Here is a 216-nt window from a genome sequence, read left to right on the forward strand (position 1 = left end):
GTGCCCGGCGGGATGTACGAGATACCGATCCTGTCCCGGCAGAACTGTTGCAGCACAGAGGAAATGAACTCCGGCCCGTTGTCCATTCGCAACACTTGAGGCGGCCCTCCCCACAGCGCGAACGCCTTACCCAACTCCTCGGTCAGCCGCTGCGCGGTGATCGAGCGCTCCACGATGTTGAGCACCGACAGTCTGGTGTGTTCGTCGATCATCGAC

1 protein-coding gene is annotated in these 216 nt (G+C 61.6%); it reads right to left on the minus strand.

What is annotated here, in order from left to right; genetic code table 11:
* The coding region (locus BJD99_RS00005) for a DDE-type integrase/transposase/recombinase (RefSeq protein WP_143541969.1) at window positions 1-216 on the minus strand (216 nt) is incomplete at both ends.

Source organism: Rhodococcus sp. 1163, assembly GCF_002091985.1.
In the GTDB taxonomy this organism is placed as follows: domain Bacteria; phylum Actinomycetota; class Actinomycetes; order Mycobacteriales; family Mycobacteriaceae; genus Rhodococcoides.